Source organism: Metabacillus litoralis (genome assembly GCF_020524045.1).
Lineage (GTDB): Bacteria > Bacillota > Bacilli > Bacillales > Bacillaceae > Metabacillus > Metabacillus litoralis_C.
This window is the reverse complement of sequence record NZ_JAIVKL010000010.1, coordinates 62,743-82,983: the sequence shown is the minus strand read 5'-3', so window position 1 is coordinate 82,983 and position 20,241 is coordinate 62,743. Positions and strand designations below refer to the sequence as shown.

The window sequence follows — 20,241 nt, the reverse complement described above, 5'->3', positions numbered from 1 at the left end:
TAGCGATAACAAAGACTAAATTTAAAGAGATCTTATAAATTACTTTACATAATGGAGGAGCATATTTATGGCTAAGGGAATTCTAAATTATGATGTCGGAGATCAAGTTGACGTCCATTTACTTATAAAATCATCAGTAAAAGGGATTGCCAGCAATGGTAAGGCATTTTTAACATTAATCCTGCAAGATATGTCTGGAGAAATCGAGGCTAAGCTATGGGATGCATCACAAGATGACGAAGGAGTTTATTCTCCTCAGAGCATTGTGAAAATATTAGGAGATATTCACCATTATCGAGGACGCAATCAATTAAAAATCCGTAAAATTCGTCCTAAGCATGATGATGAACAAATTAACATCTCAGATTTATTAGAAACCGCTCCACTTTCAAAGGATGTTATGAATGATAAGATTACTCAATACATATTTGAAATGGAAAATTCAAACATTCAACGTATTACTAGACATTTACTTAAAAAGCATGGTGCTGCTTTTATTGAATATCCAGCTGCAACGAAGAATCATCATGAGTTTGTTTCTGGGTTAGCATATCATGTTGTGTCTATGTTAGATTTAGCCAAGGCGATTTCAACTCTATATCCAAGTCTAGATACAGATCTTTTATATTCTGGTGTTATTCTTCATGATTTAGGAAAAGTAATTGAGTTATCTGGACCAATTAGTACGACTTATACGGTTGAAGGGAATTTATTAGGTCACATATCAATCATGGTCAATGAAATTGCTAAGGCAGCTGAGCAGTTACAAATTGAAGGTGAGGAAGTTGTTATTCTTCAGCATTTAGTTCTTAGTCACCATGGAAAGGCAGAGTGGGGAAGTCCAAAACCTCCAATGATCAAAGAAGCAGAAATATTACACTATATCGATAATCTTGATGCTAAAATGAATATGCTTGATCGTGGTCTTGAGCGAGTTAAGCCTGGTGAGTATACGGAAAGAATATTTGCATTAGATAATCGATCATTTTATAAACCAACTTTTCATAAATAAATTATTACCGATTCTAACTTAATATAATGTTCTAATTCATGCTTGCCTTGCATATGCTTTGAGTAAAATAGCTTGTTCAAATGGACAGGGCTTTAAAAGGGGGAGCATGGATGTTACTCTTGCCATGGTGGATATATGTTTGTATTATTGGAATCATTCTTAGTGGTTATATGGCCTTTAAAACACATCAGCAAGACAAGGAAATTGATGATGAATTTATTGAAAAAGAAGGTCAAGTGTATATAGAGAGAATTGAGCTTGAACGTCAGAAAAAACAAGCACTTGTAGAACAACAACAAGAGCTTCAAGAAGAACAGTCTGTCGGCTAATTCAAAGAAAAACGAGAAAAAATCGGTGATATTCACCGATTTTTTCTCGTTTTATTGCTTGTTTTCTTTTACTATTCTTTTGCAGGAGCTTTAAATAGGTCTTTTAAGTCTTCTTCTTTAACATCCACTTTTGCGTCTTCAATGGCTTTGTTAAGAGCGCTCTGCATTGTATCAGGCTGTTGAATCTTTTGTTTACGAACATCTTCTTTTAAATCTTCTTTCATTTCTTCAAAAGGTTTAACAGTTTCAGTTACTTTAATGATATGGTAACCAAATTCAGATTTAACTGGAGCACTTACTTCGCCTTCTTTTAACTTGAATGCTGCATCTTGGAATTCTTTAACCATGGCACCTTCACCAAACCAACCAAGATCTCCACCATTTTGTGCTGAGCCAGGATCTGTTGAATATTCTTTTGCAAGATCTTCAAATTTCTCTCCAGCATCAAGCTTTTTCTTCACTTCTTTAGCAGTTGCTTCATCAGCAACTAGTATATGGCTAGCTTTTACCTGACCTTCTAATGTATCATAGTAAGCTTTTAAATCTTCATCAGTTACTTTGACTTCTGCTTCAGCAGCTTTTTTTCTTAATAAATCAACTTTAACCATCTGTTTAACTGTTTCTTCACCTTGCATTTGTATAACACTTTCAAATTGTGCACCATATTGAGTTTTTAAATTTTCAAATTCTGCTTCTACATCTTTATCAGATACTTTATATTTTTCACTTAATACTTTTTCATGAACAAGCTCTGTTAAAACGTCTCCACCGAAACGATCCTTCATTGCTTCGTAAAATTCATCTTTTGTAATGTTCCCAGCTTTTGTTTCTACAACAACTTCTGATTCAGCATTGTTACAAGCACTTAATGCAAATAGACTTGTTGCTGCTGCTAGTGCGATTGCTACCTTTTTCATCTTCTAATACAACTCCTAGTTTAATTATTTAGAAATTCTTTATTAGAAAAAACGTGACCTTTTTAGTCATGTTTTATCGTTGAATAGTGATTGTTGCTACTGTTTGATCCAATTTCTGATAGTACAAGGAATACTATACCATAATGTGACAAGTTCAAAAAGTTTTTTAGTGGATTATGTAGCGATCTTTTGAAATTTACAATGGTTTAATATAACAAATTCCTCTAAAATAGGCAAACATCCAAACAATGTCTTTTAAAAATAATAGGATATAGAGAAAAGATAAAGGAGGTATTTCATTATGAGCTTTGGTTCTTCCAACAATTTTGCATTACTTGTCGTTCTGTTCATATTGTTAATTATCATAGGAGCTTCTTATCTTTAAGGCTATGTTAAAGCTTAATGTTGATTTTTAGCACTTTGTTGATTGGAGTGAAAGGTATGAGACTCCTGTGGGAGAAGCGTGTCGAAGGGAGACCCCACAGGCGCTTGAGCCGAGGAGGCTCCCGGACCGCCCGCAGAAAGCGAATGCCTGCAACGGAAATCAACAACAAAGTTTAACAGAGCCATCTTTAAAAGGTAATAAGAATGAAAATGAACATTTAAAATAATTTAACTTAGATTTTTTGGGCAAACACCCAATCATATTAGAACAAATGACCATAGGATAAAGTGAAAAGATAAAGGAGGTAATTAGTTATGAGTCATGGTTTATCAAGCAACTTTGCATTACTTGTCGTTTTGTTCATTTTGTTAATCATCATTGGTGCTTCATATCTATAAGTTGAAATTTAGAGTGAAGGCTAGTATGAACTAAAATACCTTATTACGAAATGTTCTAAATTGGGCAAACGTCCAATCAAGATAGAGCAAATGACCATAAGATAAAGTGAAAAGATAAAGGAGGTAATTAGTTATGAGTCATGGATATACAAATAACTTTGCGTTAATTGTCGTACTGTTCATTTTGTTAATTATCATTGGTGCTTCTTACCTTTATTAATATTCTCTATTTACATGGGCAAATATTTAAGTAGTTTGCTATGTATAAAGTTATTTATCAAGAAAGGGAGGTGTAATAATGAGCGGAGCATATTCAGGTGGTTTTGCGTTAATCGTTGTATTATTCATCTTGTTAATCATCGTTGGTGCAGCGTGGTTATAATATAAAGATGAGGCTGACTCAATTGAGTCAGCCTCTATTTTTCGTTAAAGCTGTTATCGTAAACGTTGTTGCTTTTGGGATTTTGAAGGAAAAAGCACTGTATATTGTGGCATCATTTCTTCTTAGATATCATGCTTTTTATGCGGTATTCCTGCTTCTCTATAGGCTGGATTTTTTCTCTAAATGTTTAAAAATGACCTGCCTATAGAATGAAACAAAAATGACAAGCGCGTCTAAATGACTTGAGTGCGTTTAAACGGAATTACGTATACAAATTTTCTATGTATGATGAGATTAACAATATCGTGATAAGAACATTAATTGTTCTAAATACCTTTGTTTGGCGGTCTTCAGGAATCTCGCGTACTAAACATAGAGCATTTGTAAGCTTGTTTATATAAAACAAGATAAAGACTGCAAACAAGATGAAGAAAATGACCATATGAGATCCCCCTTCTCTTTCATATACATATTAGATTACCAAACTATTTATGAAAAAGATAGCATTGACAACTAATAACCAGTTAAAAAATAGTGAATATGTTATATAGATAATAAGAAGATTTAAAAGCAGAATAGATCAACGAAAGGATAGAATGAAAACAGACCAAAGGATAAAGATTGGTCTGCTACTTTCTTATTTTTGAACAAGTACTTCGTATCCATCATCAAATTCTTCTATAAAGCAAGATCTCGGTGCGAGTAAAAGGTGTTTAATGAAAATAAAATCTGGTACGCATAGACCTATATGAATAGCCGTTGCGATGCTAAAATAATGCATATATGCTGGGAAGATGATGCTTCCAATTAAGAAGATGAATGTAAAAAACATAAAAGGTGTTATTAATGATAAAAGCATATTATGTTTTTTTATTTCTTTACACGCTTTTATTTGTATAAAAGGAATGAAATAATAATGTTTAACCTTCATTTCCACGGGACATCCACTAAGTAATAATGGAAATAAATGAAGAATTTTATGAACTGGAATCATGCTAACTAATAATAGTACAAACATTAAAAAATGTCCGTCCTTTAGATGAACTTTTGAAAAAAATAAATTAATAGGTAGATAGGTTAAGATAAAAACAAAAATCATTGTTAGCATTGAAATAAATAATATTCTGTGTGTTCCAACGTCCTTAGAAAGGTTTATGGTTTTCCAGCAGTTCATCGTTTCACCGTCCAAACTATGTTATAACTTAAGTACTACCATACTGTACGACGGTGAGCAGAAAAAATCAATATGTAAAAAGTAATTGGAAACGCTTTAATGAAAAAAGACATCTCAAAGTTCTTTTGAAAAGACGATTAATATCTAAACACTTTTTTAATGGAGTAATAATATAGGGATTAAACTTTATAAAATATCGCTAATCGTATACAATAAAGAACAATAATGTATGAGTAGAAAGAGGGTACTACATGGATTCTATGGAAAAGCGTTTGGAAAAACTTGAATATTATCAAGCGCTATTATTACAAATGGTAGATACAAAACGATTTCCTTTTTATCAGCTAGTTATGGAAAAAGGGTTGTGTAAAACAGAGATTGAAGAAATTGATAAACTTTGTTATGAATTAAATTCTCTTTATGAAGAACAAAAAACGCAAGGATTAGTGATCTTTACAGATCTCCTTACGCGATTTGCAGGAAGTTTAAATTCAAGACTTGAAGTAGAAGAAACAATTCAAGCCCTATACAAGCAGAATTTATATCCTTTATTAATGGCAGATTTTTTGGAGTTAATGAAATCGTCATATTGATCAATTTAGCTAGAAATCAGTTCCTCAGTGGGAGAAGATTTCTTCGTTAATGTCCCATCTTCATTGTAGGTATCCTCAATATTATGAAATGATTGTTCGAAAATTTCCATGAAATCATCACCATAAATATTGCGGATAATACACATCATTTCCATCATTTCAGGAAATTTCCCGAATAGATTTTGGAGAGGAAGTGCTCCTTTTAAAACAGAGTTTCTTTCTGGACTAAAGTCTTCCAACAGCTTTGATAAAACCTCTTCACCTTGAGTAGTAAGCTTAATATATGTGTTACGCTTATCATCAGCCTTCTTAGAGAACTCTAAGTAACCTCTTTCCTCAAGCTTTTTTGAAAAATTAAAGGCAGTAGATACATGCATTACTCCGAATTTAGCAATCTCTGAAATAGATGCTCCATTTAAATGATCAGCAATCCATAGAATATGATGTTCGTTAATATTCAAATCATACGGCTTAATCCACTGCTGCCAATCCTTTTCAATAGATTTCCATAATGCCTTACTCAGCTGCGCAACTCGTTGACTAAATAACAAGGCTTCTTTTATTGTATATTCCTTTTCATTATGATTCATCACCGGTCACTCCTGACTCCCAAATGTATTATTCTCTATTATGCCAATAAAATAAAGATTAATAAAGATATAAATTTACGAAATTTTTAAAAATTTTATGAAACCTATATATATCAACGGTTTTTAATGAAAAAAAGTGTGTGAACAATACTTGTCCAACACACTTTTTTGAATAAGAGAAAAACAATTTAATCGTAATGAGTGAAAAATCAGATTATTGTAAAGTTTTCTCAAGTTGTTTAATTTTCATTTCAATTTCTTCAATTTCCTTTTGCAAATCCTTTTTATGTGGCTCAATTTCTTGTTGAAACTGATTTATCGATTTTTTTAAATCTGCAGATACTTCTTTCACAACTTCAGAACCTTCTTGAGCTGTTTTAACAATTTGTTCTTTTAATGCTTTGCTTTCAGTCTTTAATTGTTGTAAAAGATCTTCTATTTGTTTACGACTAAGATTGATTTGGCTACGAAGCTCTTTACCAGAAGAAGGAGTAGTAAGTAAGGTTGTGATTCCACCGATTACTCCACCTACGATTAGTCCACATAATAATGCTTTATTTTTTGACATAACTCATCCCTCCAAAATGATGGATAAATGTACTGATTGATTGCTATTAATCCTCTTCTTTACAACTTACCCAAACATGTGTCTTTAATAAACATTATACATAGTTAAAGGCTTGTTAGCATAAATATTTATAAGTCCTTTATGAAATTTTTATAGATGGAATTTGGTTGATTTGCAGGAGGGTTTGTTTATTGTTTGAAGGTGCGTTAGTACAAGTGTTTTTCCATTGTGTTGGTGTCTAGCTTCAACACCTAGCCCTTCGAGGTATGCCTTGTGTTCAGTCATTTTGGAATTGAAGGAAAAAGGTCAAAGGTCACATTCTATTCCGATTCGTCTTTTTTACAGGGATTGAGCAAGAGACCTGAGCGTTTCCTTTGGATGAGAGGAGAAATATCTCATTCCAATTGATAGTGATTTCTTATAGGTAAAGAGGAAGAGAAGGGAGGATGAGTATGTCAGGTGTTATTTTTTTATTTTTTGTGATTAGTTTATTACTTTTTATTGGAGCTTTTCATTATTTCAAATTATTGCAGCAATCAGCATCTTATCCACCTAAAAAAATTGTTAAGCAAAAAGTAACTGTATTAGCTTCTGCTGGAGTGATTATGCTTTTAATAGGGATTTTATTAATGTATTTTCAATAGGGGTTTTAAGCCTTTTAAAAGGATATGACGTTTAATATTGTTGATTGATTTCTGTTACAGGCATTCGCATCATTTAGCTGTTTCTTGGAAAAATAGAGGCATTTTTTCTTAATGTCACAGTACTTATTATGCAATAAGAACAAAGTTTATACTGCAATATGAGGGCAATTAGCAAGCAAGAATCTTTCAGAAAAGAGCCTTTCTTTAAGACTAATAACGTAAAAAGAGGTTGACCTAATATGGTCAACCTCTTAACATGTTTTAGAATGAAAAACTTATACAAGTGCTAAATTAGAGCGTTTGAATATCGCTTGGACAATTGGATACACAACAACCATTGATACTGCATTAAAGATAGTAGCTGGTAATACTACACCAATGAATAAAGCAGAAAATGCTGCTCCACCTGGTAAACCTACAATCATTAAAGCAGCTGTTAAAAAGATTGTTCCTGAAACAACTGTGCCAATAACAGTCATTACTGTTGCTACTGCTACCTTTTGTGCAAATTTCTTTACGAGTAAGAACATACCGTAAAAAGCGAAAGCTGTGATGAATTTATCAAGGATATTTGGAATTTGTCCCCCTGGAAATGTTGTTGTTAAAGCAGATAAAATTCCTGTAACAATTCCAAGCAAAGTAACGTTTTTCACACTAGGAAAAAAGATTATTCCGATAAACATCATGATTAACATCATATCAGGTTTCATGCCTTGGTAAAACGGAGGCATCACCATATTTAATACAGCCCCAATTGCAGAAAATAAAGATAGTGTAACTAATACTCTAGTATTCATTTCTCATCTCTCCTCTTCTAATCTCTTATTAGATGTTTCCCCCCAATAGTGAACTCATTTCCTATTGCGAGAGAAGTTAAGAATTATTATAGCAAGAAAAGTTTTTTACGTACAGTTATTTTATATCTTTGGCTCTGTTAAACTTTGTTGTTGATTTCCGTTACAGGCATTCGCTTTCCCGGGAAAAAAGTACCTTTTTTCCTAGGTCCGGGAGCCTCCTCAGCGCAAGCGCCTGTGGGGTCTCCCTTTGACACGCTCCTCCCGCAGGAGTCTCATGCCTTGCCTTTCACTCCAATCAACAAAGTGCTGAAAATCAACATTAAGCTTTAACATAGCCATTTCTTTAAAAATGAGATCAAAAAAAGCTAAGAGAAGCTGAGACATGATTAATGAAATCGTCCTAAAAATATAATAAAATATAAAACTGATTTTTATTTATCAAGTTAAGCTGCAGAAATAAACTCGTTCCATTGCAACTACTGAAGACACAAATAACAACCCGAACGATTAGGCGAAGGTTTAATTGAAACAATCTCCTAATCATTTCGGGTTTATCTTTAGCTTAAAATTAATGTTTACTTATTATTATCTCTAAACTCATTCATGAAAGAAGCTAGTGCCTCACATGCTTCTTTTGGTACAGCATTGTATGTAGAAGCACGACAACCACCAACAGAACGATGACCTGCAAGACCAATAAAGTTACGTTCCTTTGCTTCTTGAAGGAATTTTTTTGTTAATTCTTCATTTGGAAGTGTGAACGTAATATTCATTAAAGAGCGACTATCATCTGATGCATGAGCTTTATAGAAGCCATCACTATTGTCGATTGCTGAATAAATAGCTCCTGCTTTTTCTTCATTTATTTTCTGAACGTTTTTCACTCCACCTTGTTCTTTTACCCATTCCAAAACTAAAGAAAGCATATAAATAGCAAACGTAGGTGGTGTATTGTATAAAGAATTGTTTTTGACATGTGTAGAATAGTTTAAAATGGTTGGAACATTTTCATTCGCTGTTTCTAAGAATTCCTTTTTTGCTATAACAACAGTTACACCTGAAGGACCAAGATTTTTTTGTGCTCCAGCATAAATGAGTGAAAACTTCTCAACATCAATTTCTTTACATAAAATATCACTAGACATATCAGCAATTAATGGAATAGAGCTTGTTGGGTACTCATTCCACTGTGTACCGTAAATCGTGTTATTAGATGTAATATGAAGATAAGCACCATCTTCAGTATCAGCTAATGAATAGTTTTTAGGAATATGTGTATAATTTTCTTCTTTACTAGAAGCCAAGATTCGAGTTTCTCCAAACATTTTTGCTTCTTTTAGTGCTTTTTCAGACCAAGCACCTGACATAATGAAGTGTGCTGTTTTGTTTTCTTGTAAAAAATTCATTGGAATCATTGAAAATTGTAAACTAGCTCCACCTTGTAAAAATAAAACTTCATAATTCTCAGGAATTCCTAGTAATTCTCTTAATAAAGAGTTAGCTCTGTTGTGTACTTCTTCATAATCTTTACTACGATGACTAAGTTCCATAACAGACATACCTGTGTTATTGAAGTTAACCAATTCTTTTTGTGCACGTTCTAGTACTGGTAATGGTATAGCCGCTGGTCCTGCATTAAAATTATAAGCTCTCAATGTATTGCCCTCCTAAGTTAGTACGTAAAATAATACTCATATCCTATCATGAAAAGGGAAGGAAATGTAGACTGAATATTTGTATCTTTATGAAATTTTCTCAAGTAAGCGTTTTTATTTGTGATTTTTAGAATTTTAACGAGTGTATGTTTGAGTTTTATTTATTTTTTCATCTTGTAGGTAACCAACATAGCCAAAATAAAAAAGACCAAAATTGCGTGATCGTTGCAATTTTGGTCTTTTTTTATAGGCTGTTTTCTAAAACTTTGTTGCTTTTAAATAGCCGAAACAATCAGTACTATATTATGTTTAGTGGCAGCTTTTCTTCTTAAAATGTACGCTTATAGTGAAAAGACACTGTTTCCGCTCCAAATTTTGGTTACTTAGCAACATTCGTTCAGAAAAGAGCCTTTTAAGGAGTCTATTTTCGGTTGCTTTGTTGTTTTTAATTATGAAAGTTCACTTTTAATAGATGAAGCGATTTCTTGTAGTTGTTCTGGTGAATATTGATCAGCATGTGATTTCCATACAGCACCAAAACCATCACCTTTGCCATATCTAGGCACAATATGCATATGATAATGAAAAACAGATTGACCTGCTTGTTCACCATTGTTGTTCAATAAATTCAAGCCAACAGGGTTTAATTGCTTTTTAATGGCATTAGAGATCTGAGGTATAACTTCAAAAACTTTGCTTGCGATTTCAGGAGTTAATTCATAGATGTTTTCTTTATGTACTTTTGGGATAACAAGTGTGTGACCCTTCGTTACTTGGCTAATATCAAGAAAGGCAACGACATGGTCATTTTCAAAAACTTTTGCACAAGGAATTTCTCCATTAACGATTTTACAAAAAATACAATCACTCATTGTACGTACACTTCCTTTTTAAAAAATATTCTAAGTCAACAAGTTTCAACAGCTTTCTTCATGTATGTATGTTACTTTAAATCTTATTCTAAGGTATAAAATGTTTAGCTACAAGCTCTAGATCAATATTTTACCATAATAAAGAAGAGGACAAGACGACAACATGAAGCTAAAACATGAAAACTAGATATACTTGTTTACCAATTAAATCAAAAAGAACAGGATGGATCGAATGATCATCCTGTTCCTCGAGAAAGGGTATTTTTACTCAATAAATGGGATATTATCTTTGACAAACACCTCATTTAACATTTTATTTAAATGTTATTTGATGTGATATTCACCATTGTTCAATGCAACCATCCCCTTGTTAAGTGATAAAACAAAAGCTAACGGAGTGTGAACTGTATTTTGACAAACACCTCATTTACAAAATGATGTTAATGCGAGCTTATAATTATAGAAAATTACGGCCCGTAGACACCTCATTTCGAAATTTTGTGTCATACCAATGGTTTATAATGATTGATCATTATCTTTGATAAACACCTCATTTAACATTTATTTAAATGCTATCTGAATGTGAAATCACCATTGTTCAATACAACCATCCCCTTGTTAGTTGTTTATATAATCATTAACAAACGAGAGAACTGTCTTTGACAAACACCTCATTTACAAAATGATGTTAAATGCGAGCTTCTAATTCAGCAGAATTACGGCCCGTAGACACCTCATTTCGAAAAGTGTTAATCCAATGGAAAAGAAGTAAATCCCTTGAGTTAGAATAGAATGTCTGGAACAAACACCTCATTTAGAAGTTTTCGTTTTGACAAGTAACCCTTCCTCACTAATTATGATGTCCGAAGATAAAAAGATTATACAAGAAAATATATTTCTTAATTAGGACATGTTAACGTGATTTTGATACTATTAAAAGAAGGACTTTTATAACATGATCGCCAATAAATTAGGAGTGATTTACTCAGGACCAAAGTAGAAATACTGTGAAAGTCAGAATGATCGAGTAAACCGCAAATTTCCTTCTAATTTTTAACGATACAATACATTGAATTTAAAGATAAAGGAGATCCGCTAAATGACATTGCTTAAAATAGAAAAATTAACGGGTGGTTATACTCGAAATCCTGTTTTGAAAGAAATATCTTTTGAGGTGAATAAAGGTCAAATTGTTGGCTTAATTGGTTTAAATGGGGCTGGTAAAAGTACAACAATAAAACATATTATTGGAACAATGGAAGCACACAAAGGGAAAATTTTAATTAATGGAAAATCCTTTGCAGAGGATTCATCTAGCTATCGTTCACAGTTTAGTTTTATCCCAGAAACGCCAATTTTATATGAAGAACTCACTTTACATGAGCATCTTGAATTAACGGCAATGGCATATGGACTTGATAAAGAAACCTTTAATAAACGTCTTGAGCCATTATTAAAAGAATTTCGCATGGAGAAACGTTTAAAATGGTTTCCGGCACATTTTTCTAAAGGAATGAAGCAAAAGGTCATGATCATGTGTGCCTTTTTAATTGAGCCTTCCCTTTATATTATTGATGAACCATTCGTTGGTTTGGATCCACTTGCAATAAACTCATTACTAGAGATGATGGAGAAAGCAAAAAATCAAGGTTCAGGTATTTTGATGTCTACACATATTTTAGCAACAGCTGAACGTTATTGTGATTCGTTTATTATTTTACATAATGGAGAAATTCGCGCAAAAGGGACGTTGCTTCAATTAAGGGAACAGTTTGGCATGAATAATGCTACTTTAGATGATCTATATATTCAATTAACAAAGGAAGATCAAGATGAAGAGCATTGAGGAAATTTGGAGTACAAGAATAAATCATCATATAAATGAAACGAGAGCTTATCTAAAATACATGTTAAATGACCATCTTTTATTTGTCTTCATCTTTTTAGGTGCAGGTGGTGCTTTAACATATTCTAAATGGCTCGAAGTATTACCACCTGATTTTCCAGCTGTATTCATTATGACGCTTACATTTGCGTTTATTATCATAACTTCCGGCGTACGAACATTATTAAAAGAAGCGGATATTGTCTTTCTACTGCCAATGGAGCATAAGCTCGACTCCTATTTTAAGAAAGCATTTTCTTATAGTATGATATCCCAATCCTTTATTGTGATTGTGACAATGATACTTTTTGCACCATTATTTTTAAAGGCAACTAACGCAAATGCAAGAGTACTTTTGCTAAGTATTTTGCTTCTTTTAGTCATAAAGTTTTGGAATTTGCGAATAAGCTGGAAAATGGGCTACTTTACAGAGGCATCTTCAAAGTGGAATGATCTTATTGTAAGGTTTGCCATAAATGTCCTTTCCATCTTTTTCCTTCTTTCACAGCAGTATATTTTTGTAGGCATTGTTTTTATTATTATGTTTGCATACGATTTCTATTTTTCTAAAATCATATCTAAAAAGGCAATAAAGTGGGAGCAATTAATTCAAAAAGAGGATAGTAAAAAGCAATCCTTTTATAAGATTGCAAACTTGTTTACAGATGTACCAAAGCTCAAAAAACAGGCAAAAAGAAGAAAATATTTGGATTGGTTTGTTAAGCAGGTAGCATATCAACAAGATAATGTTTATGAGTATTTATTTATAAGAGCCTTTTTAAGATCTGGAGATTATTTAGGGATCTTTGTGAGACTCAGTTTGATCGGAAGTATTATTATAACGTTTATAGATGACCAGCTTTATGGAAATGCGATTGTATCAATCTTTTTTATCTTTTTAACTGGTATTCAAATTATGAGTCTTTACAAGCATTATGAACTTTTAGAGCTACCTAATTTATATCCTAAAGCAGAAGTTCGAAAACTTACGAGCTTTTTAAAAATAATGTTTAGAATGTTACTTATTCAAGTGAGTGTGTATTCTCTAGTAACACTATTCACTGCAGACATAGTAACATTTGCTATAACGCTTTTGTCTGGATTAGCATTTGTAGCCATTTTTGTTTTTGTGTATATGAATAACCGAATAAAGCAAAAAGAAAAGGTTGGGTAATGATGGGGTATGAATCTCAAATGGCTGAAGAAGCTAGATTATGGAAGCATAAACTTTTAAGAAGACCTTCACTTTTTGAACGAACATCAAAAAAAGCACAAAGTAAGATGAATACTTTTATCCCGGAAAAAGTTCATCTGACGATAACAGAAAGTATTAAAAAAATGGTAGAAGCAACTCTTGTAGGATCTAATATGACCACTTTTCCAAAGAAAATAGAAAATTTAACCTTTGAGGAGCGAGAAAAATTAGTTGTAAAATCAATTGGTACCTTTAAAAAAACGGCTGCAATAGAAGGTGCTTCCACAGGTGCTGGTGGAATCTTTCTAGGACTAGCTGATTTTCCTTTATTACTCGGAATTAAAATGAAATTTTTATTTGAAGTAGCAAGTATTTATGGATTCAGTACGAAGGAATATGAAGAACGGTTATTTTTATTATATGTTTTTCAATTAGCTTTCTCCAGTGACACTCATAAAGAACAAGTTCTTGAAACAGTTGAGAAATGGGAAGTGAAAAAACATGAAATAAAGGATTTAGATTGGCGAGTATTTCAGCAAGAATATCGGGATTATATTGATTTAGTTAAGCTAATGCAAGTGTTGCCTGGTATTGGAGCAGTTGTCGGTGGCGTGGCAAATTATCAGCTGCTAAATCAATTAGGTGAATGTGCAATGAATTGCTATCGTTTAAGGTTATTTTCTAAACAGCAATAGTGAAAAAAACGGGTGGTGGGGGCAAATTAAAGAAGTCGTAAAAAAAGACGAATAAATCTAAATTCAGTTAAGCTTAAAGAAACAAGTTCGTTCCATTGCGCTGCAGACACTCGCTTTCCGCGGGGAGGAAGCTGAGCCTCCTCGGCGCTTCGCCTGTGGGGTCTCAGCCTTTCCTCTGCGTCCCGCAGGTGCCCTAGTGTCTTCCGCTCCATTCCACTAAATTCTTTAAAATAGTTACCAAAACCAAAAAATCTATTAAAGAAAGCAAATAAAAACCCGAATTATTAGGCGAATGTTTAATTGACATATCACCTAATCATTTGGGTTTATCATTAGCTTAAATACTATGTCCTAACCTCTGCTTTTATTTATTTATTTAGATTAAGTTCATTTGATTCACAATAATCAAGCTGATATTGAATCGTTGCTTTGCATAATGTTTTGGCAGCTATTAACATGCCTTTTTCATCAATATCAAATTTCGGATGATGATGAGGATAAACATCACTTGAATTAGCAGGTTTAGCTCCAGTAAAAAAGAAGGTTCCTTTCACATGCTGCAAATAATAAGCAAAATCCTCGCCGCCCATTTGAAGTGGAATTTCTTCTACTTCGTACACACCAGGAACCTGTGATGCATGTTCTCTAAGAAATTCAGTTTCATCATAATGATTTACAACTGCTGGATAGCCTCTAACAAAATCATATTCGTATTCAGCGTTATTCATCAAACAAGTTCCCTTGATAACATTTTCGATTTCTTTTTCAATTTGAGTCCGAATGTCTTCATCAAATGTGCGAACAGTTCCAATGAGTTTAGCTGTATTAGCAATTATATTAAAAGCATTTTCTGCAACAAATGATCCTACCGATACCACCGCAGACGAAACAGGATCCACTTTTCGACTAACAATTTGCTGTAGATTTGTAACAATTTGAGAGCCGATTAATATAGCATCTTTTGTTTTATGAGGCTGTGCGCCATGTCCACCTTCACCATGCACCCTAATTTCAAATCGATCTGCTGCTGCCATGATTGGACCTGAACGATATTGAATTTTCCCTACTGGCTCACTTGCCCAAAGATGAGTTCCGAAGATAACATCAACACCATCTAAGCAGCCATCTTTAATCATAGGTAAAGCCCCACCTGGTGCATATTCTTCAGCATGCTGATGAATAAGTACAACGTTTCCTTTTAATAAATGTCGATGTTGATAAAGTACTTTAGCTAAAACAAGTAATGTCGCGGTATGTCCGTCATGACCACAAGCATGCATAACCCCAGGCACAGTTGATTTATATTCTACATCTTTTTCATCTTGTATTGGTAGAGCATCAAAATCAGCACGCAATGCAACAGTAGGACCAGAAAATTCTCCATTAATTGTTGCAACAATTCCATTTCCGCCAACATTTTCTCGTATTTCAACACCAAGATCTTGATAATATTTTTGAATAAAAGCAGCTGTTTTCACTTCTTGAAAAGATACCTCTGGATGCATGTGTAGATATCGACGAATTTCAATCATTTCAGTAAAATGCTGGTCTAAAGTTGACCATAAATGATTAAGCATATTGTTCCTCCTTAAAAATTGAAAAGATAGTGTGAAGCTTTCTTTAAGACAAGAAAGTCTGTGTAAAAGCATATGTTTGGTATATCAAATGTATTAAGATAGAAAGAAATTTAATCTAAGTAGTTGTTTGTATGAACCTGATAGGTTAGATCGATTGTAGTTAAAAATTTTGAAAATTACAAGAATTTTTTAATGAAGTCTCGATAGTAGTGATTTTTCTATTTTAGGATTTCTAGGAGGATTTGAGTCATTCATTCATTTGGAGTACAAAGGCAAAATAAAGAAGAGGTAAATTTTCTTACATTTGTAATGATGTTTTTCTTTTCCTAACCAAGGCCCTTGAGCTTTTGCTGATGTTTAGCAAAGTAAATAGTAGTGAAAAACAAAACGAAAGGAGTGAATTAGAATGAGAAAACTCTATGGAATGATATTACTACTTTTTCTTAGCTTTTTAGTTGCTGCTTGTTCCAATGCTACTAGTGATGAAAATAAAAAAGATAGCGAACAGCCCCAAACACGACAAGAAAATAACGATGCTAAACAAGAAGAAAGTCCAAATCTAATAGTAGATCCTGAGGATGAACAAAAGGCCAATGAAAATGAAACAAACGAAAAACCAGAATTTCATGCTGAAAAAATAATGAATGATTATAAAACAACCTTTTTAAGCTTGGCCCAAGAAGCTGAGAACGATGGTGAATTAACATCTATTGAAACAAAAGAGCAGTTAATGTCACACCTGAACCAAACGATGTCACAGAAGCTTGCGAAAACATATGCTGATACGTATTTCAATGTTGAAAGTAATGGAGTTTATATTAAAGCAATGGATTCACCAACTTGGTTAGAGCCAAATAAAAGCTTTGAAATTAAAAAAATAAATGACAATGAATATGAAGTGATTCAAGAACGAAATAATGAATTATTAGGTCATGTGAATATAAGTTACAGAATAGTATTTAATGGTCAAAATTGGGTTGTCGATGGTATTCAAACAAAAAAAGTAGAAAGCGATACAAAGCCTACATTAAAAAATGAAGGAAAGACAGATTTAATAAGTAAAACAGATGCGGAAGAGTTCGTTCGAGATCATCTTGGTATACAGAATGATCAAGGAATGAAAGTGAGAGTTGATCATCAAGAGTCAAACAAATATGTTGTACATGTATATGAAGTAGTTGAACAAGATAATAACTCACATACAGCTACCTATGGCTGGTATTACGTAGATAAGAAGAATGGGAAAATTGAAAACATGATGAAATAAAGACTTTGAATCAGTTTCCTCTCAATGTGAGAAGGAATTGATTCTTTTTTTGTGCAAAAAAATCCTAGCGAGCTGTTTTCGTAAAATAGTTGTTACTTGGGTAATCTGAGTTATTTAGCCAATTAGAAATTAAATGTAAAAATACCCTCTACCTATTGATAAATTATGGAAAAAGGTATATAGTACATTACAACAGTGATGCACTATGTATATTAGTGTTTAGGAAATTATAAAATTCTTTAACTGTGGATAACGCACGACATCCAGCTCGAGCGCCTAGCCCCTCGAGGGAAAAGATAAACCCCTTTTTTCCTTAGAATTGAAGACCAAGAACGCCTTCTATTCTAAATCGTCTTATGCTTGTCGGGGCTGACCAAGGCGCTTGCGCATTTGTTCGTGTGTAAGGAGGTCTGTGCTTGAAATTTGATGGAAATCAATCAATACCAATATACATTCAAATAGCCGAATGGTTGGAGACTGAAATTTTAAGAGGAAATCATAAGCAAGATGAAAAGATTTATTCTCAATATCAGCTGGCAGATATGTTTAATATTAATCCGGCTACGGCTGCTAAGGGACTAAATATTCTTGCTGATGAAGAAATTTTGTATAAAAAACGAGGGTTAGGGATGTTTGTAGCTAAAGAAGCTGAACAAATTATTTTGACAAAAAGAAAAAACCAAATATTAAAGAAACTAGTCAATGATCTTGTCATCGAAGCCGAGCGTTTACATGTTAGTGAGACAGAGCTACTAAAAATGATTAAACTCGCTATAAAAAAAGATGAGGGGGATGCTGAATGAAAGTAATTGAATGTAGAGATGTTTCAAAGATTTATCACCAGAAACAGGCACTTAGTCACCTGTCATTTTCAATTGAAGAAAATAAGATTACAGGTTTAATTGGTAGAAACGGAGCTGGAAAAACAACAATTTTAAAAATTATTGCTGGTTTTATTCATGAAACAGAGGGCGAGACTTTTGTCTTTGGTGAAAAACCATTTAATAATTTACATGTTTCAGCTAACAGAATATTTATAGATGATCAAATGATTTTTCCTCATTCATTAACATTAAAGGACATTCTTAAAACGGCGGCTAGCTTTTATCACAATTGGAATAATGATTTAGCAAAGCGCCTTGTTACCTATTATTCTTTCAACTTGAAGCAGAGACATCATCATTTATCAAAAGGAATGAAAAGTACATTTAACAGCATAATTGGCTTGGCTGCAAGATGCCCCTTAACGATATTTGATGAACCAACAACAGGAATGGATTCATCTGTTAGAAAGGATTTTTATCGATCATTATTAAAAGAGTATCTAAATTTCCCTAGAACAATCATTTTATCTAGTCATCTATTAAATGAAATTGAAGATCTGCTAGAAGATATTCTACTTATTAAAGACGGAGAAAATTGCCTTCATGTATCTCTTGAGGAATTGAAGGAATATGCTATTGCTCTTAACGGTGATGAAGAGAAAGTAAGAGAAATCACATCAAATAGAGAGATTCTTTACGAAAAAAAGATCGGAATAAACCAACTTTACGCTGTAGTGAGAAATGATTTGTCGCTAAGAGAAAAAGAACAGACTGTTTTTAGTAATATTGAATTAAGTGCTGTGCCTTCTGATGATGTTTGTTCTTATTTAACAAATAAATCGATCGGAGGGATTGATGATGTTTTTAACAGAGGTTAAGCTGTGGGATATTGTAAAAAAGCAAACACAATATAAGTTAAATGCCTATTTAAGTGTTTTTAGCTCACTATTATTTATTCAAGTTGTAGGAATACTGTTTTCAACAAATGGAAGTGGAAATACTAGTATGGGCTTTAATGGCGGTTCCATAAATATCAGTTTTTTAACTGGTGATCTTATTATCATCTTTACGATCATATGGGCTTTAATAAGTGCGATTATTATCACAACAAAAGCTAGTCGTAATGATGATTTTATCTTTATATCAAATCGCTTAAGTAGCAATCTCTCTAATATCCTTTTTCTTATTATAGCAAGCATTGTTGGTGGTGTTACCTCTATTCTATCTGGAATATTACTAAAGGTGATTTTATTATTTGTTTTACATGATGATTACACGTTAGGTACATTAATTAGTTTTCAAGAATTGCTGTTAGGTATGTTTGTTAGTTTTTTATATATTACTCTATTTGCTGCAATTGGATATTTTGTCGGAATGGTAACTCAAATAAGTAAGTGGTTCGGCGTTTTAATTCCCGCACTGCTCATTGGTAATTCGATTGTAAGTGCCAATCAAGGGAAAGATGAGTTTTTAGTTTCGGAAGTGGTTAAGTTTTTTGCCCAAGAATCATCTTTACTCTTATTTTTAACAAAAGTTAGTTTCACATCAAGTATTTTGTTTTTCTTTTCAGTCATTCTTTCGAATAAAATGGAGGTGAGAAAATGATGTTTATATCACTTCTACCAATTGTTATCATTTTATTTTTGATATTTGTAGCTTTCCAATTAAATAAAGTTATAAGCAACACAGGCATTTATGAAAAGTTGAATCTGAGATGGTTGCTGGGTTTATATGCTGTTGTATTGTTTTTATCGGTTTGTCTATTTTACCTTTTTCCGTTTGATATAGGTTCAAAGAATGTTGTGGATAATAAAAAAGAAATTCTTAATGCGCAAAGCGAGAGTGATGCATTATTGACTGCTGCTCTTGAAGGTAAGAAAATAAGCGAAGAAAATCTAAAGGGAGTTTTAACGAGAGAAGAACTGAATATCCCATTTGAACATAATGAGCTTGAAATATTTGCTGAAGAGCAACATGGAAGTAATATTGTTTTAGTTGAAAGAAAGTCTACGGATGATCAGAAAATAAATGTTACTCAATATTATACAAGAGCAATTTTAGGTAATATTGAAGTAACAGAAGAAATAAAACCATATATCGTTGAGCTTAATGAAAATACATTATCGATTATGTATCCTGAACCATTAGATATTCAAGTCGGAAAGTTTGCCAAAGAATTTACGATAACGCAGTTTACAGGAGAAGCTGGTCTCTTTGATACTATGAACGATGATCTTGATGCAAGAGGAGAAAGCGTTATCTATGTGAAAGTACCAAAAGATGTTAAAATTATCGATCCGAGTGAATCTTTCATTTATGTTAATTAGAGAAATCGAACATAACTAATTTCATAAAAGTAATAGAAAAAACCAACTCCAGCGCTAAGAGTTGGTTTTTTTGAAATAGCTGTTTTCACTACTATTTTCCAAAGCTTAATTTCTGATATCAGCTCAAAATTTGACGCTAATTGTTACATTTTAAG

General features: G+C 32.8%; 25 protein-coding genes. 16 read left to right on the top strand and 9 right to left on the bottom strand.

Features of this window, described 5'->3' with window-relative positions:
* The first annotated feature begins 67 nt into the window (after positions 1-67).
* Complete coding sequence (gene yhaM / locus LC076_RS15830; RefSeq protein ID WP_226670072.1) at positions 68-1,012, top strand: 3'-5' exoribonuclease YhaM; 945 nt, start codon at positions 68-70, stop codon at positions 1,010-1,012.
* Positions 1,013-1,122: 110 nt separating this feature from the next.
* Positions 1,123-1,341, top strand: a complete 219-nt coding sequence (locus tag LC076_RS15825; protein WP_226670071.1) for a sporulation YhaL family protein — start codon at positions 1,123-1,125, stop codon at positions 1,339-1,341.
* Positions 1,342-1,412: 71 nt separating this feature from the next.
* Here LC076_RS15825 and LC076_RS15820 read toward each other — a convergent pair whose 3' ends face one another.
* Positions 1,413-2,258: a peptidylprolyl isomerase gene (locus LC076_RS15820; RefSeq protein WP_226670070.1), complete on the bottom strand. Its 846-nt coding sequence runs from the start codon at positions 2,256-2,258 to the stop codon at positions 1,413-1,415.
* 301 nt (positions 2,259-2,559) lie between these two features.
* Between LC076_RS15820 and LC076_RS15815 the strand changes: the two genes are divergently transcribed.
* The 4 genes from LC076_RS15815 (at position 2,560) to LC076_RS15800 (ending at position 3,423) form a co-directional block, all read left to right on the top strand.
* Positions 2,560-2,643 (top strand): YjcZ family sporulation protein, encoded by an 84-nt coding sequence (locus LC076_RS15815; RefSeq protein WP_146949685.1) that lies wholly within the window; start codon positions 2,560-2,562, stop codon positions 2,641-2,643.
* A gap of 314 nt (positions 2,644-2,957) precedes the next feature.
* Entirely contained in the window at positions 2,958-3,041 is an 84-nt protein-coding gene (locus tag LC076_RS15810) for a YjcZ family sporulation protein (protein WP_146949684.1), read from the top strand.
* Between the two features lie 133 nt (positions 3,042-3,174).
* Positions 3,175-3,261, top strand: coding sequence for a YjcZ family sporulation protein (locus LC076_RS15805; RefSeq protein WP_146949683.1), 87 nt, complete (start codon positions 3,175-3,177; stop codon positions 3,259-3,261).
* Positions 3,262-3,339: 78 nt separating this feature from the next.
* Positions 3,340-3,423, top strand: coding sequence for a YjcZ family sporulation protein (locus tag LC076_RS15800; RefSeq protein ID WP_146949682.1), 84 nt, complete (start codon positions 3,340-3,342; stop codon positions 3,421-3,423).
* 262 nt (positions 3,424-3,685) lie between these two features.
* On the opposite strand, the gene LC076_RS15795 is transcribed toward LC076_RS15800, so the two are convergent.
* Both LC076_RS15795 and LC076_RS15790 read right to left on the bottom strand, forming a co-directional pair.
* Positions 3,686-3,865 (bottom strand): hypothetical protein, encoded by a 180-nt coding sequence (locus LC076_RS15795; RefSeq protein ID WP_226670069.1) that lies wholly within the window; start codon positions 3,863-3,865, stop codon positions 3,686-3,688.
* A gap of 195 nt (positions 3,866-4,060) precedes the next feature.
* Complete coding sequence (locus tag LC076_RS15790) at positions 4,061-4,597, bottom strand: DUF3267 domain-containing protein (RefSeq protein ID WP_226670068.1); 537 nt, start codon at positions 4,595-4,597, stop codon at positions 4,061-4,063.
* Positions 4,598-4,848: 251 nt separating this feature from the next.
* Here LC076_RS15790 and LC076_RS15785 point away from each other — a divergent pair, with 251 nt between their 5' ends.
* Positions 4,849-5,190: a DUF1878 family protein gene (locus tag LC076_RS15785; protein ID WP_226670067.1), complete on the top strand. Its 342-nt coding sequence runs from the start codon at positions 4,849-4,851 to the stop codon at positions 5,188-5,190.
* Positions 5,191-5,195: 5 nt separating this feature from the next.
* Here the strand turns inward: LC076_RS15785 and LC076_RS15780 are convergent, their stop codons facing one another.
* Both LC076_RS15780 and LC076_RS15775 read right to left on the bottom strand, forming a co-directional pair.
* Positions 5,196-5,780, bottom strand: a complete 585-nt coding sequence (locus LC076_RS15780) for an HTH-type transcriptional regulator Hpr (RefSeq protein ID WP_226670066.1) — start codon at positions 5,778-5,780, stop codon at positions 5,196-5,198.
* A gap of 214 nt (positions 5,781-5,994) precedes the next feature.
* Complete coding sequence (locus LC076_RS15775) at positions 5,995-6,348, bottom strand: YtxH domain-containing protein (RefSeq protein WP_226670065.1); 354 nt, start codon at positions 6,346-6,348, stop codon at positions 5,995-5,997.
* Positions 6,349-6,800: 452 nt separating this feature from the next.
* Here LC076_RS15775 and LC076_RS15770 point away from each other — a divergent pair, with 452 nt between their 5' ends.
* Entirely contained in the window at positions 6,801-6,992 is a 192-nt protein-coding gene (locus LC076_RS15770; RefSeq protein WP_226670064.1) for a hypothetical protein, read from the top strand.
* Positions 6,993-7,267: 275 nt separating this feature from the next.
* On the opposite strand, the gene LC076_RS15765 is transcribed toward LC076_RS15770, so the two are convergent.
* From LC076_RS15765 to LC076_RS15755, 3 genes are all read right to left on the bottom strand, one after another.
* Entirely contained in the window at positions 7,268-7,789 is a 522-nt protein-coding gene (locus LC076_RS15765; protein WP_226670063.1) for a tryptophan transporter, read from the bottom strand.
* Positions 7,790-8,364: 575 nt separating this feature from the next.
* Positions 8,365-9,444, bottom strand: coding sequence for a 3-phosphoserine/phosphohydroxythreonine transaminase (gene serC / locus LC076_RS15760; protein ID WP_226670062.1), 1,080 nt, complete (start codon positions 9,442-9,444; stop codon positions 8,365-8,367).
* Between the two features lie 449 nt (positions 9,445-9,893).
* Positions 9,894-10,316 carry an HIT family protein gene (locus tag LC076_RS15755; protein ID WP_226670061.1) on the bottom strand — a complete coding sequence of 141 codons (423 nt, stop codon included), beginning with the start codon at positions 10,314-10,316 and terminating at the stop codon, positions 9,894-9,896.
* A gap of 1,099 nt (positions 10,317-11,415) precedes the next feature.
* Here LC076_RS15755 and LC076_RS15750 point away from each other — a divergent pair.
* Genes LC076_RS15750 through LC076_RS15740 form a run of 3 tightly spaced genes read left to right on the top strand, consistent with a single transcriptional unit; the run spans position 11,416 to position 14,091 of the window.
* Positions 11,416-12,162 (top strand): ABC transporter ATP-binding protein, encoded by a 747-nt coding sequence (locus tag LC076_RS15750; protein ID WP_226670060.1) that lies wholly within the window; start codon positions 11,416-11,418, stop codon positions 12,160-12,162.
* Entirely contained in the window at positions 12,149-13,375 is a 1,227-nt protein-coding gene (locus tag LC076_RS15745) for an ABC transporter permease (protein WP_226670059.1), read from the top strand. The genes LC076_RS15750 and LC076_RS15745 overlap by 14 nt, the downstream gene beginning before the upstream one ends.
* On the top strand, positions 13,375-14,091 hold the full coding sequence (locus LC076_RS15740; protein ID WP_226670058.1) for an EcsC family protein: 717 nt from the start codon (positions 13,375-13,377) through the stop codon (positions 14,089-14,091). Before LC076_RS15745 ends, LC076_RS15740 begins: the two co-directional genes overlap by 1 nt.
* 368 nt (positions 14,092-14,459) lie before the next feature.
* Here the strand turns inward: LC076_RS15740 and LC076_RS15735 are convergent, their stop codons facing one another.
* Positions 14,460-15,668: an amidohydrolase gene (locus LC076_RS15735; RefSeq protein ID WP_226670057.1), complete on the bottom strand. Its 1,209-nt coding sequence runs from the start codon at positions 15,666-15,668 to the stop codon at positions 14,460-14,462.
* A gap of 406 nt (positions 15,669-16,074) precedes the next feature.
* On the opposite strand from LC076_RS15735, the gene LC076_RS15730 reads away from it, so the two are divergent.
* From LC076_RS15730 to LC076_RS15710, 5 genes are all read left to right on the top strand, one after another.
* Positions 16,075-16,935, top strand: coding sequence for a hypothetical protein (locus tag LC076_RS15730; protein ID WP_226670056.1), 861 nt, complete (start codon positions 16,075-16,077; stop codon positions 16,933-16,935).
* Positions 16,936-17,351: 416 nt separating this feature from the next.
* On the top strand, positions 17,352-17,738 hold the full coding sequence (locus tag LC076_RS15725; RefSeq protein WP_226670055.1) for a GntR family transcriptional regulator: 387 nt from the start codon (positions 17,352-17,354) through the stop codon (positions 17,736-17,738).
* Entirely contained in the window at positions 17,735-18,637 is a 903-nt protein-coding gene (locus LC076_RS15720; RefSeq protein WP_226670054.1) for an ATP-binding cassette domain-containing protein, read from the top strand. Before LC076_RS15725 ends, LC076_RS15720 begins: the two co-directional genes overlap by 4 nt.
* Complete coding sequence (locus LC076_RS15715) at positions 18,618-19,364, top strand: hypothetical protein (protein WP_226670053.1); 747 nt, start codon at positions 18,618-18,620, stop codon at positions 19,362-19,364. The genes LC076_RS15720 and LC076_RS15715 overlap by 20 nt, the downstream gene beginning before the upstream one ends.
* Entirely contained in the window at positions 19,361-20,086 is a 726-nt protein-coding gene (locus LC076_RS15710; protein ID WP_226670052.1) for a hypothetical protein, read from the top strand. The genes LC076_RS15715 and LC076_RS15710 overlap by 4 nt, the downstream gene beginning before the upstream one ends.
* The last annotated feature ends 155 nt before the right edge of the window (positions 20,087-20,241 follow it).

What these genes read in the sequence shown, in the direction of transcription:
- yhaM (WP_226670072.1), top strand. Translation starts at nt 68, where the DNA reads ATGGCTAAGGGAATTCTAAATTATGATGTCGGAGATCAAGTTGACGTC.
- LC076_RS15825 (WP_226670071.1), top strand. Translation starts at nt 1,123, where the DNA reads ATGTTACTCTTGCCATGGTGGATATATGTTTGTATTATTGGAATCATT.
- LC076_RS15820 (WP_226670070.1), bottom strand. Translation starts at nt 2,258, where the DNA reads ATGAAAAAGGTAGCAATCGCACTAGCAGCAGCAACAAGTCTATTTGCA.
- LC076_RS15815 (WP_146949685.1), top strand. Translation starts at nt 2,560, where the DNA reads ATGAGCTTTGGTTCTTCCAACAATTTTGCATTACTTGTCGTTCTGTTC.
- LC076_RS15810 (WP_146949684.1), top strand. Translation starts at nt 2,958, where the DNA reads ATGAGTCATGGTTTATCAAGCAACTTTGCATTACTTGTCGTTTTGTTC.
- LC076_RS15805 (WP_146949683.1), top strand. Translation starts at nt 3,175, where the DNA reads ATGAGTCATGGATATACAAATAACTTTGCGTTAATTGTCGTACTGTTC.
- LC076_RS15800 (WP_146949682.1), top strand. Translation starts at nt 3,340, where the DNA reads ATGAGCGGAGCATATTCAGGTGGTTTTGCGTTAATCGTTGTATTATTC.
- LC076_RS15795 (WP_226670069.1), bottom strand. Translation starts at nt 3,865, where the DNA reads ATGGTCATTTTCTTCATCTTGTTTGCAGTCTTTATCTTGTTTTATATA.
- LC076_RS15790 (WP_226670068.1), bottom strand. Translation starts at nt 4,597, where the DNA reads ATGAACTGCTGGAAAACCATAAACCTTTCTAAGGACGTTGGAACACAC.
- LC076_RS15785 (WP_226670067.1), top strand. Translation starts at nt 4,849, where the DNA reads ATGGATTCTATGGAAAAGCGTTTGGAAAAACTTGAATATTATCAAGCG.
- LC076_RS15780 (WP_226670066.1), bottom strand. Translation starts at nt 5,780, where the DNA reads ATGAATCATAATGAAAAGGAATATACAATAAAAGAAGCCTTGTTATTT.
- LC076_RS15775 (WP_226670065.1), bottom strand. Translation starts at nt 6,348, where the DNA reads ATGTCAAAAAATAAAGCATTATTATGTGGACTAATCGTAGGTGGAGTA.
- LC076_RS15770 (WP_226670064.1), top strand. Translation starts at nt 6,801, where the DNA reads ATGTCAGGTGTTATTTTTTTATTTTTTGTGATTAGTTTATTACTTTTT.
- LC076_RS15765 (WP_226670063.1), bottom strand. Translation starts at nt 7,789, where the DNA reads ATGAATACTAGAGTATTAGTTACACTATCTTTATTTTCTGCAATTGGG.
- LC076_RS15755 (WP_226670061.1), bottom strand. Translation starts at nt 10,316, where the DNA reads ATGAGTGATTGTATTTTTTGTAAAATCGTTAATGGAGAAATTCCTTGT.
- LC076_RS15750 (WP_226670060.1), top strand. Translation starts at nt 11,416, where the DNA reads ATGACATTGCTTAAAATAGAAAAATTAACGGGTGGTTATACTCGAAAT.
- LC076_RS15745 (WP_226670059.1), top strand. Translation starts at nt 12,149, where the DNA reads ATGAAGAGCATTGAGGAAATTTGGAGTACAAGAATAAATCATCATATA.
- LC076_RS15740 (WP_226670058.1), top strand. Translation starts at nt 13,375, where the DNA reads ATGATGGGGTATGAATCTCAAATGGCTGAAGAAGCTAGATTATGGAAG.
- LC076_RS15735 (WP_226670057.1), bottom strand. Translation starts at nt 15,668, where the DNA reads ATGCTTAATCATTTATGGTCAACTTTAGACCAGCATTTTACTGAAATG.
- LC076_RS15730 (WP_226670056.1), top strand. Translation starts at nt 16,075, where the DNA reads ATGAGAAAACTCTATGGAATGATATTACTACTTTTTCTTAGCTTTTTA.
- LC076_RS15720 (WP_226670054.1), top strand. Translation starts at nt 17,735, where the DNA reads ATGAAAGTAATTGAATGTAGAGATGTTTCAAAGATTTATCACCAGAAA.
- LC076_RS15715 (WP_226670053.1), top strand. Translation starts at nt 18,618, where the DNA reads ATGTTTTTAACAGAGGTTAAGCTGTGGGATATTGTAAAAAAGCAAACA.
- LC076_RS15710 (WP_226670052.1), top strand. Translation starts at nt 19,361, where the DNA reads ATGATGTTTATATCACTTCTACCAATTGTTATCATTTTATTTTTGATA.